Here is an 11,949-nt window from a genome sequence, read left to right as displayed (position 1 = left end):
GGAGACACACATTTAGGTACCAATGACAACACTTATCGAGGCGCCGCCAACCGACGCCGACGGCCTCCTGCCGTCGAAGAAGAAGTCGTCCGGCGGGGGACTGGGCCAATACATCCTGATCAGGTTTTTCCTCATCTTTCCGACCATTCTCATCCTGGTCACCATGGTGTTTTTCCTGATGCGGATCACCGGCGATCCCATCACGGCAGCCCTGGGCGGCCGGCTCCCGCCGGAACAGCTGCAGGAGCGCATCACCGCTGCCGGCTATGACCGGCCCATCCTCGTGCAGTACTTCGAGTACCTCGGACAGCTGATCACCGGCAACTTCGGCACCACGCTGTCCGACAACCGCAGGGTCTCGGAAATGCTCACGACCTACGGCGCGGCTACCCTGGAACTCTCGATCAACGCCGTGCTCGTGGCGCTGCTCGTCGGCATCCCGCTCGGCATGATTGCCGCGCACCGGCGTGACAAGGCCGCCGACGCCGTGCTGCGCATCTTCGCGATCCTCTGCTACGCCACTCCGGTCTTCTTCGCCGGGCTACTGCTCAAGCTGACGTTTGCGGTCTGGCTGGGCTGGCTCCCGGTGGCCGGACGCGCCAAGACCTCGAGCGAACTGGCCCTCACCGCACTGCAGGCCCCGACCGGCATCTACTGGCTGGACGCCATCCGCAGCGGAAACGTAGCCGCCCTGGGTGATGTGATGGCGCACGCCGTGCTGCCAGCCCTCGCCCTTGGCCTGCTGACCGCCGGCATCTTCCTGCGCCTGGTCCGGACCAACGTGATCGGCACCCTCGGCAAAGACTATGTGGAGGCCGGCCGTTCACGCGGCGTCAGCGAGTTTCGGCTCGTCACCAAGCACGCCTACAAGCCGGCCCTCATTCCCATCATCACCGTGATGGGCCTGCAGATTGCCGTCCTGCTGGGCGGTGCCGTGCTGACCGAGACCACCTTCGAATGGAAGGGCCTCGGCTTCCAGCTGGCCACCTACCTGACGGCCCGCGACTTTGTCGCCGTCCAGGGCATTGTGGTCCTCCTGGCAGTGATCGTGGCCGTGACCAACTTCATCGTGGACATTGTCGCCGCGCTGATCGACCCCCGCGTGAGGTACTGACATGAGCACCGCTCCCACAATCGAAACCGGCGCGGACCGCCGCGCACCCTGGTTCCGGCGTCTGCCGGTCATCTCGCATTTCAACAAGAGCGTCGGACTGCAGCGGGGTATGCTCGTCGCCGGACTCGTCCTGACCGGTATTTTCCTGCTGACCGCGATCTTCGCGCCGCTGATTGCCCCTTTCGGCTTCTCCCAGATTTCCGACGCCGGCGGAAGCTTCCCCGCGCAGGAGGCCCCCGGCGGCAAACACCTGATGGGGACCACCGTGGGCGGCTACGACGTGTTTTCCCGGGTCGTCTGGGGCTCCCAGACCGCCATCCTGGTGATCATCGTGGCCGTGGTCATGTCAATCTTCATCGGCGTCGCACTGGGCCTGGTCAGCGGCTACCTCGGCGGCTGGCTGGATCGGATCCTCGTGGTGATTGCCGACGCCGTCTACGCCTTCCCGTCGCTGCTCGTCGCGATCGTCATGGCGATCGTCATCAGCGGTGGCCGGTCGAGTCTGTGGGGCGGAATCCTGGCAGCGGCGATTTCCATCACCGTCGTCTTCATCCCGCAATACTTCCGCGTCATCCGGGCCGAGACCATCCGGCTCAAGGCCGAACCGTTCGTGGAATCGGCAAAGGTGGTGGGCGCCTCCAATATCCGCATCATGCGCCGTCACGTCTTCAAGAACGCCACCCGTACCCTGCCGCTGATCTTCACGCTCAACGCCTCCGAGGCCATCCTTACCCTGGCCGGCCTGGGCTTCCTCGGCTTCGGCATTGAACCGACCTCGGCCGCGGAGTGGGGCTTCGACCTCAACAAGGCGCTGGCGGATACCACCTCAGGCATCTGGTGGACGGGGGTGTTCCCGGGCCTGGCGATCGTCCTCACCGTGCTCGGACTGACGCTGGTCGGCGAGAGCATCAACGACCTCAACGATCCCCGGCTGCGGGGCCGCAAGGCAGCCTCCGCCGGAAAAGGCGGCCCCGATTCCACCACCGCCGCCCAGGCAGCACTCGCAGGAGAAGTGAGAAGCTCATGACCACCAACATTGACAAGCACGGCACAGGCGCCGGACCTGTCCTGGACATCGACCACCTCAAGGTCACCTTCGCCACCGACGCCGGCGACGTCTACGCCGTCAAGGACGTAAGCCTGGCGGTCAACCCCGGCGAAGTGGTGGCGATCGTAGGCGAATCCGGCTCCGGCAAGACCGTCACCGCGAAGACCATCCTCGGACTGCTGCCGGAAACCGCCATCAGCTCCGGAGCGGTGCTGATCAACGGCAACAACGTGATCAGCGTCAGCGCCGCGAAGCTCCGGCAGATCCGGGGCCGGGACGTGGCCATGGTCTTCCAGGAACCGTCCACCGCGCTCAACCCCGTCTTTACCGTGGGCTGGCAGATCGCCGAGGGCATCCGCGCCCACGCCGGCCACGGGGGAACCGGTAAGGTCAGCGCCAAGGAAGCCAAGTCCCGCGCCATCGAGGCGCTCCGCAAGGTGGGTATCCCGGATCCGGAAACCCGGGTCAATTACTACCCGCACCAGTTCTCCGGCGGGCAGAAGCAGCGCGTGGTCATTGCCGCGGCGCTGGCGCTTAACCCGGGGCTGATCGTCGCCGACGAACCCACCACCGCCCTGGACGTCACCGTGCAGGCCGAAATCCTGGAGCTCCTTCGGGATCTCCGGGACAAGTACGGCACCTCGATCGTGCTCATCACCCACAACATGGGGGTGGTGGCCGACCTCGCCGACCGCGTCGTCGTGATGTACCAGGGTGACGTCGTCGAAGAGGCGTCCTCGCGGGTTCTCTTTGCCGAACCGAAGCAGGACTACACCAGGAAGCTCCTGGCCGCGGTTCCGCACCTGGGCCGGAACTCGGCCTCGGAAGGCATGACCGAGCGCGCCCACCAAGGCGGGGAGGTCCTCGTCGAGGCCAGGAACCTGACCATCGAGTACCCCGGCCGGCTGGGAAGCCCCGCGTTCAAGGCCGTCGACGGCGTCAGTTTTACGCTCTCGGAGGCCGAGGTGTTCGGGCTCGTTGGCGAGTCGGGTTCGGGCAAGACCACCATCGGCCGGGCCATAGCGGGCCTGAACCGGACCACGGGCGGAAGCCTGAAGGTGCTGGGCTACGAGATGCTCAATCTCAAGGAACGCACCTTCAAGCCGCTGCGCAAGCAGATCGGCTTCGTGTTCCAGGACCCGGCGGCGTCCTTCAATCCGCAGCTGACCATCGGCGACTGCGTCGCCGAGCCGCTCATCATCCACAGCAACCCGACGCCGGCGCAGGCACGCCAGCGGACCCGTGAGCTGCTCGAATCCGTGCAGTTGCCGGCGTCGTACGCAGAGCGGTTCCCGCACGAACTCTCCGGCGGGCAGCGGCAGCGCGCGTCACTGGCGCGGGCGCTGATCCTGAACCCGAGGCTGCTGATCGCCGATGAGCCCACGTCGGCCCTCGACGTCTCGGTCCAGGCGAAGGTGCTGGAGCTGTTCAAGGAGCTCCAGGCCGAGTTTGGGTTCGCCGCCCTGTTCATCAGCCACGACCTCGCCGTCGTGGATATCCTGTCCCACTGGGTCGGGGTGCTCTACAAGGGCAAGCTGGTGGAGCAGGGCCTGGGTAGCCAGGTGATGGGCAATCCGCAGCACGCCTACACGAAGAAACTCATTGCGTCCCTGCCGGTTCCTGACCCGGATGAGCAGGCCCGGCGCCGGGAGGCATTCCGCGAGGTGCTCCACAGCTAGACCGCCGCCGGGGATCCGCTGGCCGGACATGCCCGCCGTTCGCTTCCACGCGGAATACCTCCACAACCATGGATCTTCCTGCTTTCACCGGCGTCACCTCAGGTGGGGACCCCAGCGGTTCGCCAAAGATGGCCGCTGTGGGGCGTCCCGGGGTGCCGGCACGACGCTCCTGCCCAGTTACTTCCACGCGCGCCGGCCGGCACCCGCGGGATCCTGCGGAATTCCACGGAATTCCGCAGTTCACGGGGGCCGAGTCGGGTTCCGGAACGGAGTAACTGGGCTGGAACGTCATCCCCCGGGGAGCAAGGACGAACGCAGCCGCTCCGCCACTGGACATGCCCAGCGGCGGGGGCTTCGTGGTTTCGGGTCGGCAGGTCCTTCGGGGCAAGGCGGGCACGGCGAGCACGGTGGGCAACGGGTCGCCCACCATGCCGTCGATTTGCCACAGATGGCCGGGATGACGGTCCTAATACCGGCCATTTGTGGAGAATGGGCGCACGCGGGCGTACGCAAATGCACGCAAATGCACTCAAAGGCACTCAGAGGCACTCAAATTGCGCACTCAAATTGCGCACCCGGGCAGGCACCCGCACACGACGCCGGGAAAGCGCCCGGCAACGCTTCGGGAAAGCGCACCGGAAGGCACCGGGGCAGGCTCCCGCACCAGCCGGCCCGGGCCGCGTTGAACGGTTTGGAACGAGGGGTACCTAGACTGGGTCAATGACCGAGCAGAACCAGACTCATCCCGACGCCGACGCCGACGCCGACGCCGACACCGACGCCGACACCTATGACCCCGGGGCCAGCTCACTGGCCGGTCAGGTGGATCCGGCGGTGATGGCGGAACTGCTGTCAATCCGCTCCAGCATCGACAATATCGATGCCACCCTCGTGTACCTCCTCGCGGAACGCTTCAAGGCGACGCAGAAGGTCGGATTCCTCAAGGCCGGGCACAAGTTGCCAGCTGGCGACCCGGGCCGGGAAACCGCGCAGATTGCCCGCCTGCGCCGGCTGGCCGCCGAGGCGCACCTGGACCCGGCCTTCGCCGAGAAATTCCTGAACTTCATCATCGGGGAGGTCATCCGCCACCATGAGGCCATCGCTGAGGACCACGAGGCCGCAGCCCAGGCTGCCAGTTCCCAGACCGCCAACGCCCAGAGACGAGTCGCCGTGGACCCTGCCGTCGCCGTGGACCCTGCCGTCGCCGCGGACCCTGCCGTGTCCGAGGAAGCCTAGCTGTGGCCGCCCCCAAGCGTCCTGAGCCGGGCGAGGTCACCGCCACCGCCCTAGGCCCCTGGCCCGGAGAGGACCCGGTCGAGGCGGCACGGATCATCCGCGGCGAACTCGGCAGCCCCCATCTGCCTTTCCTCGCCGAGCTCCCGGACCGCGGCGTCGGATCGGACGCCCTCGGCCGGACCGCCTCCCTGCTGGTGGACCTGTCCGTCGACGTGCAGCCGCATGGCTGGCGGATCGTGGACCGGCCCGGCCAGGATCTGAAGCGGGCGCGCTCGGCCCTCTCCACCGACATCAACATCCTGGCCGACGTGATCGGAGCGGAGGACACCCCCGCCACGGACATCAAGATCCAGCTGCGCGGCCCGCTCAGCCTCGCTGCCGGCCTGCATCTGCACAACGGGGAGCGCGCCCTCCTCGATTATGGCGCCCGCCGCGACCTCGCGGCTTCCCTGGCGGCGGGTGCCGGCAGCTACCTCAGCCGGGTTGCCTCGGCGGCACCCGGGGCCCGCATCGTGGTCCAGATCGACGAGCCGGAGATTGCGTCCGTGCTGGCCGGCACCATTCCCACTTCCAGCGGCTACCGGACCCTACGCTCGGTTCCCGGCCAGGAAGCCACCGACTCCTGGCAGCTGGTCATCGACGCGCTGCGGGCAGCCGGGGCCGTTGAAACCGTCGTCGCGGTCGCTGAAATCGAGGCGCCGTTTGACCGGATCCTCGCGGCCGGAGCGGACGGGATCGCCGTGCCGCTCCGTGCTCTGACCTCCCGCCAATGGGAGCAGCTGGCCGGCGCGGTGGAGGGCGGCAAACGGCTCTGGACCGGCGCCCTGGACGTGGCCCGGCCCGCCGCGGCACTGCCCCGCGTCGCCGACGTCGTCGAGTCCGTCTGGCGGCCGTGGCGGCAGCTCGGCCTGCCGGCGTCCACGCTGGGCGCGTTGCGGGTCACGCCGTCGGCCGGGCTGGAGGGGCATTCGCCTTCCGCCGCGACCGCGGTGCTCGCGCGGCTGACCCAGGTGGCTGACGGCCTCAACCAGCTTGCCCTCGGCTAGCCGTTCTCGCCAGCCATAAGCCTGCGCCGGAAGCCTGCGCGCGAAAGCTCCGCCGTCAGACGCGCCGCTCCCAACGGTCCGGACGGGCGCGCTCGGGAAGGTAGCCCGGGGCCGTGATGCCGCTGGGGTAGGGCTCCAGCCGGTAATCGAAGAGGCCGGCATAGACCAGCACCAGGCCGATCTGCGGCTGGATCACCTTGACCTGGATCCGGTGCTTGCCTGTGCCGCCCTGGCCCGGCTCCCACCACTGCTCGGCGTAGGCCTTGGCATCGAAGGCAGCCGGCAGTGGAATCCGCAGCGGCGCCAGGAACAGCCGCGAAGACTCCGAAACACCGCGCAGCCTGCCGCCGGCGGTGACGCTGAGGTTGAGGTCCGTAACGAGTCGGCGGTACCGGCCGACATAGTCCACCAGCCCCTGTCGGCTGCCCGAATCGTCGAAGCTGGTGGTGTCGTGGAAGAGCCGGGTGATGCCGGGGAAGAAGATCTCCCGCCGGGCCGTCAGGCTGGACCGGCCGAACGGGTCCAGATGGGCGTGGTTCTCGATCCGGAACGGGATACCTTCGCCGTATTCCGGGAAGAAGGACTGCTCCCCGCTGGCGAGGCGCAGCAGCGGACGCAGCCAGCGCTGCCGGCAGCCGACAACCTCGAATACGCCCTCGCCCACACCGTAGTGGCCGGATCCCGGGGCGAGCGAAAAATAGGTTTGCAGTTCCGGCTGCAGGCGGGCAAAGTCGCGGCCGAGCGCGCGCTCGTAAATCGGGGTGCTCACGGGATCCTCCTGGTCATTCCGCTCATCCTGGCCGGATAAGTGCCTGTCCACAGCATGCAGGACAGTCCGCGGATTGTCACAGCCGGGCCTGCCGATTGTCACAGCCTGGGCCTCCGCGGCCAGGTCCGGCAAGGCGGACACACCGGCGCGCCGGCAGACCGGCCCGCCCGCCAGCCTCGGCACACGCCATGCCGGTGAAGCGCCGAATACGACAAAGCCAATTCAATAGGGGAATATATAACTATGAAGGCACGCATTCTGGTAGTGGACGATGACGAGGCGCTCGCCGAGATGATCGGTATTGTGCTGCGCAACGACGGGTTCGAACCCGTCTTCTGCGCTGACGGCGGGCAGGCCCTGGAAGTTTTCCGTTCCTCGAAGCCGGACCTTGTGCTGCTGGACCTGATGCTTCCCGGCATCGACGGCATCGAGGTGTGCCGCCAGATCCGCGCCGAGTCGGATGTGCCCATCGTCATGCTGACGGCTAAGTCCGACACCTCCGACATCGTGCGGGGCCTGGAATCTGGCGCCGATGACTACGTGCCGAAGCCCTTCAAGCCCGCCGAGCTTGTGGCCCGTGTCCGTGCGCGCTTGCGCCCGGGCGACCAGAAGGCGCCGGAAACCCTGCGCATCGCGGATGTCACCATCGACGTCGCCGGCCACCTCGTCAGCCGGGGCACCGAGCGGATCTCGCTGACTCCGCTGGAATTCGACCTGCTGGTGGCCCTTGCCCGCAAGCCCTGGCAGGTCTTCACCCGGGAGCTCCTGCTGGAGCAGGTCTGGGGCTACCGCCATGCCGCCGATACGCGGCTGGTCAACGTGCATGTCCAGCGGCTGAGGTCCAAGATCGAACGTGACCCGGAAGCCCCCGAAGTCGTATTGACGGTCCGTGGTGTTGGTTACAAAGCAGGTTCCTGACCCCTCGGACGGCACGCCTAGGGCACCGGGCGGGCAGGCACCGGGCGGGCAGGCACCGGGCGGGCAGGCACCGGGCGGGCAGGCGCCGGGCGGGCAGGCGCCGGGCGGGCAGGCACCGGGCGGGCAGGCACCGGGCGGGCAGGCACCGGGCGGGCAGGCACCGGGCGGGCAGGCACCGGGCGGGCAGGCACCGGGCGGGCAGGCCCTGCCGGCGAACGCCACCCGCACTCCGGCTGGCACACGCGGATCCGACGCCGCACCGCCCGCCGTCGGACCTGACGCGGCACCGCCCGCCGTCGGGCCTGACACCGCAGAGGAACCAGGCGCCAACCCTGAGCAGCACCCTGCCGGCGGCGTAACTCCGGCCGCTCAGTCCGTGGCGTTCCGAACCCGGATCTGGGCCCGCCGGGCCCGCGTGGTGGGCGTGCGGGTCGCGCGGCTGGTGCGCACCGGTGTGGCCGGACTGGTGCCCGGCAGCCGGCACGTGGTGCGTGCAGTGCACCGGAAGTGGCGCCGGTCCCTGCAGTTCCGGACGGTGCTGACCACCCTGATGCTCGCCATCGCGTCTTTCGCCGTGGTGGGAGCGTACTTGTCCAACCAGATTGCCAACAACCTCTTCCAGGAGCGTCTCGCCCAGGCAGAGTCGGAGACCCGCTACAACGTCAAGCAGGTCCAGGACACGTTCGACGGCGCGCAGGTCACCGACCAGTCCAGCGTGATCACCCTGGTCTACGACACCCTTAACGCCGTCGAAGGCCGCGGATCAGTGATCCAGCGCTACGTCTTCGAAGCGATGCCCGATCAGACTAAACCCCGGAACCGCTGGGTCGAATCCCGGGCCTCGGACCAGCTCACCATCAGTGTCATTCCTACCGAGCTGCGCACCGCCGTGCAGGATTCGGGCAAGGAGCAGTTCTGGGCGTCCACGGAGTTCCCGGTGGGCACCCAGGACCGGCCCGGCATTGCCGTGGGCAACAAGGTCACCTTCAACGGCACCGTCTACGAGCTCTATCTCATCTACGACCTCAACACGGCCCAGAAGACCCTCGATGAGATCCAGAACGTCCTGCTCGCAGGCGCCGCGGCGCTCGCGCTGATGATCGGCGCCGTCGCCTGGTATGTGACCCGGAACGTCGTCAGCCCGGTCAGCCATGCCGCTCTGGTCTCCGAAAAGCTGGCCGCCGGACAGCTGCAGGAGCGCATGGTGGTCAAGGGCGAGGATGAAGTGGCCCGCCTCGGCGCCTCGTTCAACCACATGGCCGCGAGCCTCCAGGAGCAGATCACCCAGCTCGCCACACTGTCCCAGATGCAGCAGCGCTTCGTTTCCGACGTCTCCCACGAACTGCGCACCCCGCTGACCACTGTTCGGATGGCCGCCGAGGTGCTGTACGACGCCCGCGAAGAATTCGACCCGATCAATAAACGCTCCGCCGAGCTGCTTTACCATCAGGTGGAGCGCTTCCAGTCCCTGCTCGCGGACCTGCTGGAGATCTCCCGCTTCGACGCCGGCGTCGCCATGCTCGACGCCGAACCCACCGACATCGTGCAGGTCATATCGCATGTGCTGGACGGCGTGGCCCCGGTCGCCGCCGAGTACGGCTCCAGGGTCACGCTGAATGCCCCCGCCGAGAGCATCATCGCGGAGATGGACGACCGGCGGTTCGACCGGATCCTGCGCAACCTCGTCCTGAACGCCCTGGAGCACGGCGAGGGCCGGCCCGTGAGCATCTCCGTGGCGGCCAACGACACGGCTGTGGCCGTAGCCGTCCGGGACCACGGAATCGGCATGAGCCAGGCCGAGGCAGCCCGCGTCTTTGACCGCTTCTGGCGCGCCGATCCCGCCCGCGCCCGGACCACCGGAGGCAGTGGCCTGGGCCTGTCCATCGCCGCTGAGGACACCAAACTCCACAACGGCTGGCTCCAGGCCTGGGGGAAGAAGGGGAGTGGCGCCAATTTCCGCCTGACGCTTCCGCTGCACCAGGGCGGGATCATCACCAAATCCCCGCTGCAGCTGGAACCCGCCGACGTCGGGATCCCCGGTACCGGACGGGAACGGACCCTAGTCCTGCTGGACCCTTCGGTCCCGGAGCCGCGCCTTGCCGTCGGGAAGCAGCACGGTGACGGGCTGCCAAACGTTGAGGGCGATCCCGACGGCGGCGCTCCCGACGGCGGCGCTGCCGACGGCGGCACTGCGACCGGTACAGCGGACGCCGGCTCCACCGGGTCGACCGGCGCCGGAACGAAGGAGTGGTCATGAGTATCGGCTCGAGCAAGCTCACCCGCACCGGCGCAGCGCTGCTGGCGGTCCTGTTGGTGCTGCTGACGTCCTGTGCCCAGATCCCGCGCTCGGGACCGGTCGGCAAGAGCACGGACGAGAGCGCCGGGAACCCCAAGAATGCCCCGGTGTTCTTCCCGTCCGCGCCGCGCCCGGGCGCCGGGCCTGAGACGGTGATCGAGGACTTCTACCTCGCCGGCAGCGGCTACGAGGACGACTACGCGGTGGCCCGCCAGTACCTCACCCAGGCATCGTCGGTCACCTGGAAACCCGACCAGCGGGCGCTCGTCTTCCGGTCCGCCCGGGTGGTGCCCACCGGCGTCGACAATGTCTTCAACTATGAGCTGGACCTTGCATACACGGTCGATGCGGACGGCATCGCCACCCAGCTGCCCGAGGGGACCAAGGAGAACATTCCCGCCACGCTGACCCAGGTGGACGGTCAATGGAGGATCGCGGAGATCCCGGACGGGACGGCAATCCCGGAGGAAACCTTCAAAGTCATCTACGGGGCCTATCCGATCTATTTCTATGACCCCACCTTCACCTATGCGGTCCCGGATATCCGGTGGTTCATCGCGAAGAAGACCGTTAAGGCCATGACCAGCGCCCTCCTCGGCGGACCCGCCCCCTATCTCAAGGGCGCCGTCGTCAGCGCTTTCCCGTCCGGCATCAGGCTGGCCCGCGAATCGGTCCCGGTAGTCTCCGGCGCCGCTCAGGTGGACCTCACCGCCAAGGACCTCGTGGAGGCCTCGAACGAGGACCGGCTGCGGATGCAGACCCAGTTGGCCCTGACCTTCCGCAGCCAGCCCGACGTCATCAACGTCGAGCTCCGAGCCAACCAGGACCTGGTCCGCGTCGAGGACAACGGATCGGTCCTGCCGCCGATCCGGGACACGAACGTCCCTTCGCACCAGATTGCCGTCAGCAACAACGACCTGGTCCGGTACGAAAACAACCGGATCTCCCCGCTGCAGGACATCCAGTCCGTCTCCGCTCTGGCACCACGGGCTCCCGCGGAATCTCCGCGTTCGCAGTCGGCGGCGTTCCTGGACGCGGCCCGGACCACCCTGTACTCCATCGTGCCCGGGCAGCCCGCCAGGGCGCTCTCCACCCGTGCCAGTCTGACCCGGCCCTCCTTTGACCGGTACGACTGGGTCTGGACGGCCGGCCCCGGGGCCAGCGGCGCCACCGAAGTGATTGCCTACCGGCCCGCCGGCGTGGCCGAGGCTGCCCCGGTGCCGGCCGTGACGCTGGCGCCCACCTGGCTTGCCGGCAGGACCATCAAGGAGTTCAGGGTATCCCGTGAGGGCGCGCGGGCCCTCGTCATTACCGAGCAGAACGGCAAGACGAGGGTGCAGGTGACGGGCGTCGTCCGGGCGGCAGACGGCACGCCGAAGGACCTCACCGCGCCGATGACGCTGCTGACCTCCCGGGGGGCCGATCAGGGCGTGTGGGTGGACGACACCACGGTCGCGGTGATGAAGGGTTCCGCGGGTGAGAGCGTCACTCCCGAACTGCTGTCGCTCGCTTCCGCCACGCCGCAGCAGCTGGCGCCGTGGCCCGGGCTGACCGCCCTGAGCGCAGGCAACGGCCCCGAGGAAATCTTCGCCCAGTCCGCGGATGGCATTTTCCAGCGGCTCGGAAACGGCTGGTCGCCGCAGCTCAAGGGCCCGATTGATCCGTCCTTCCCGGGCTGAGCCGGCTCCGCGGCCGACCCTGCAGCCGGCCGACCCGTTTTTCGGAGAGAGCGGGTTTCCACAGCGGGTTCCCCCAGCGGGTTGTGCACTGAGGGTTCTGCACTGAGGCTTCTGCACAGCGAGTTGTCCACATAGGGCCCGCAGCGGCTTCCGGGGTTCCCGGC

9 protein-coding genes are annotated in these 11,949 nt (G+C 68.0%); 8 read left to right on the top strand and 1 reads right to left on the bottom strand.

What is annotated here, in order from left to right; genetic code table 11:
• Positions 1 to 22 precede the first annotated feature (22 nt).
• The 5 genes from RCH07_RS01445 (at position 23) to RCH07_RS01425 (ending at position 6,123) form a co-directional block, all read left to right on the top strand.
• Positions 23 to 1,114, top strand: coding sequence for an ABC transporter permease (locus tag RCH07_RS01445; RefSeq protein ID WP_326965685.1), 1,092 nt, complete (start codon positions 23 to 25; stop codon positions 1,112 to 1,114).
• Between the two features lies 1 nt (position 1,115).
• Positions 1,116 to 2,141 carry an ABC transporter permease gene (locus RCH07_RS01440; RefSeq protein ID WP_326965684.1) on the top strand — a complete coding sequence of 342 codons (1,026 nt, stop codon included), beginning with the start codon at positions 1,116 to 1,118 and terminating at the stop codon, positions 2,139 to 2,141.
• Positions 2,138 to 3,841, top strand: a complete 1,704-nt coding sequence (locus RCH07_RS01435; RefSeq protein WP_326965683.1) for an ABC transporter ATP-binding protein — start codon at positions 2,138 to 2,140, stop codon at positions 3,839 to 3,841. Before RCH07_RS01440 ends, RCH07_RS01435 begins: the two co-directional genes overlap by 4 nt.
• Positions 3,842 to 4,561: 720 nt before the next feature.
• A complete protein-coding gene (locus RCH07_RS01430) occupies positions 4,562 to 5,077 on the top strand; it encodes a chorismate mutase (protein WP_326965682.1) in 516 nt (171 codons plus the stop codon).
• A 2-nt stretch (positions 5,078 to 5,079) separates the two neighbouring features.
• Entirely contained in the window at positions 5,080 to 6,123 is a 1,044-nt protein-coding gene (locus RCH07_RS01425) for a hypothetical protein (RefSeq protein ID WP_326965681.1), read from the top strand.
• A 55-nt stretch (positions 6,124 to 6,178) separates the two neighbouring features.
• Here the strand turns inward: RCH07_RS01425 and RCH07_RS01420 are convergent, their stop codons facing one another.
• Positions 6,179 to 6,892, bottom strand: a complete 714-nt coding sequence (locus tag RCH07_RS01420) for a DUF4166 domain-containing protein (protein ID WP_326965680.1) — start codon at positions 6,890 to 6,892, stop codon at positions 6,179 to 6,181.
• A gap of 243 nt (positions 6,893 to 7,135) precedes the next feature.
• Here RCH07_RS01420 and mtrA point away from each other — a divergent pair, with 243 nt between their 5' ends.
• The 3 genes from mtrA (at position 7,136) to RCH07_RS01405 (ending at position 11,785) form a co-directional block, all read left to right on the top strand.
• Positions 7,136 to 7,810 carry an MtrAB system response regulator MtrA gene (gene mtrA / locus RCH07_RS01415; RefSeq protein ID WP_326965679.1) on the top strand — a complete coding sequence of 225 codons (675 nt, stop codon included), beginning with the start codon at positions 7,136 to 7,138 and terminating at the stop codon, positions 7,808 to 7,810.
• 376 nt (positions 7,811 to 8,186) lie between these two features.
• The gene (gene mtrB, locus RCH07_RS01410) at positions 8,187 to 10,067 is read left to right on the top strand and encodes an MtrAB system histidine kinase MtrB (protein WP_326965786.1); all 1,881 of its coding nucleotides are present in this window, start codon (positions 8,187 to 8,189) and stop codon (positions 10,065 to 10,067) included.
• Positions 10,064 to 11,785 carry an LpqB family beta-propeller domain-containing protein gene (locus RCH07_RS01405; RefSeq protein WP_326965678.1) on the top strand — a complete coding sequence of 574 codons (1,722 nt, stop codon included), beginning with the start codon at positions 10,064 to 10,066 and terminating at the stop codon, positions 11,783 to 11,785. The genes mtrB and RCH07_RS01405 overlap by 4 nt, the downstream gene beginning before the upstream one ends.
• The last annotated feature ends 164 nt before the right edge of the window (positions 11,786 to 11,949 follow it).

It is taken from the genome of Arthrobacter sp. CG_A4 (assembly GCF_035985125.1).
Classification (GTDB): domain Bacteria; phylum Actinomycetota; class Actinomycetes; order Actinomycetales; family Micrococcaceae; genus Arthrobacter.
The sequence above is the reverse complement of the archived record's forward strand: the minus strand, read 5'-3'. Positions and strand labels throughout refer to the sequence as shown.

Coding starts and splice junctions, on each gene's coding strand:
- RCH07_RS01445 (WP_326965685.1), top strand. CDS start 23: ATGACAACACTTATCGAGGCGCCGCCAACCGACGCCGACGGCCTCCTG.
- RCH07_RS01440 (WP_326965684.1), top strand. CDS start 1,116: ATGAGCACCGCTCCCACAATCGAAACCGGCGCGGACCGCCGCGCACCC.
- RCH07_RS01435 (WP_326965683.1), top strand. CDS start 2,138: ATGACCACCAACATTGACAAGCACGGCACAGGCGCCGGACCTGTCCTG.
- RCH07_RS01430 (WP_326965682.1), top strand. CDS start 4,562: ATGACCGAGCAGAACCAGACTCATCCCGACGCCGACGCCGACGCCGAC.
- mtrA (WP_326965679.1), top strand. CDS start 7,136: ATGAAGGCACGCATTCTGGTAGTGGACGATGACGAGGCGCTCGCCGAG.
- RCH07_RS01405 (WP_326965678.1), top strand. CDS start 10,064: ATGAGTATCGGCTCGAGCAAGCTCACCCGCACCGGCGCAGCGCTGCTG.